Genomic DNA, 1,135 nt, shown 5'->3' with positions numbered 1-1,135 from the left:
GGAGAAGTTCCGACGCGTGCTGGTGGAGGTGTGCGAGGAGGGTGACGGGGCAGCGTGCGTTCCCTGCCTGCTAGTTGTCATTGGCAGAGCTGATCGACCGGCCGATATGCCACCCGTGGCTCAGGTTCCGGCCGACACGCTTGCTGTGATGCTTGCCGAAGCCCAATGGGCAATCAGCGACACCCGACCCGCAAGAGCCGGGGACTTCAGCATGCCCACAGCAAAGCACCTGAATGTTTACAGCGTGATGTTGGGACTTTCACTCACAATCTTGATCAAGTACCGGAGTTGGTCGACCATCACATCGTGCGGTGCGACCGGCTGCAGCAAGGCCGCTTCGCCGATAAGCACGTCATACTGTACGGGATTTCGTTTGGTAAGTACCTCTCGCCGGACCAGCCGAAGCATTACCCGCCTTTCGATCTCAGGGTTTGACAATCCGTCAGCCTCGGCAATGGCGCGGAAATAATCAGAAGTTTGGAGCAATCCCGGCACCATCATTGGTGACCAAACATGAATCGCGATGATTCTTGCTCACTCTCGATGCTACCCGCGAGTTGCTTGGTGATGCCGGGCATGCCAACCGTCAGTCCATTAGGTTCACTAGCATTGCGCGCAAGCTCGAGAATTCTCTCGTACTCTTCTTGTGGAGTATGCAATGCGCCCAGTATTCTCGCGACCAATTCCGGAGTGGGCACCTTTTTTCCAAGCTCAATCTTAGAAAGATTAGAAGCGTCACTTGAAATATGTTTCGCCAGTTCGCGCAAACTCACACCCCGATCTCTGCGAGCTTGCCTCAAACCGGCTGCTAGCGCTCTAGCGCGTGGTGATCCGTTGGCTGCAACCATGACGGTCCGTCCTCACGTGTCGACAGGTTGATCTCACCCATTTAGAGCAATTGTGTGGTTGTGACGACCACAGCCACTCTTTAGCCAACACACACCACCTGTCACACACCCACCCAGCGTACGTGTTGGGTCAACCACCAGGAGGCACCATGACAAGTCACAGCGCCGTTCCTGGTCCCCCTGGTCCACCTGGTCCGCCCGACCAGGCGCACGAGGGTAGCGACGCGCGGTGGTTCCGTTACAAAGAGGGCGTCGTGCGTGAGTCGAAACGTGTCCTGCACTGCGCG

General features: G+C 57.0%; 2 protein-coding genes. Both read right to left on the bottom strand.

The genetic code is table 11. From position 1 onward, the window contains the following. Positions 1-237: 237 nt before the first annotated feature. The gene (locus SSPN_RS56320; protein WP_143539722.1) at positions 238-501 is read right to left on the bottom strand and encodes a Scr1 family TA system antitoxin-like transcriptional regulator; all 264 of its coding nucleotides are present in this window, start codon (positions 499-501) and stop codon (positions 238-240) included. Then, entirely contained in the window at positions 498-848 is a 351-nt protein-coding gene (locus SSPN_RS53520) for a helix-turn-helix domain-containing protein (RefSeq protein ID WP_083822397.1), read from the bottom strand. Before SSPN_RS53520 ends, SSPN_RS56320 begins: the two co-directional genes overlap by 4 nt. Between the last annotated feature and the right edge of the window lie 287 nt (positions 849-1,135).

Source organism: Saccharopolyspora spinosa NRRL 18395 (assembly GCF_000194155.1).
In the GTDB taxonomy this organism is placed as follows: Bacteria; Actinomycetota; Actinomycetes; order Mycobacteriales; family Pseudonocardiaceae; genus Saccharopolyspora; species Saccharopolyspora spinosa.
The sequence above is the reverse complement of the archived record's forward strand: the minus strand, read 5'-3'. Positions and strand labels throughout refer to the sequence as shown.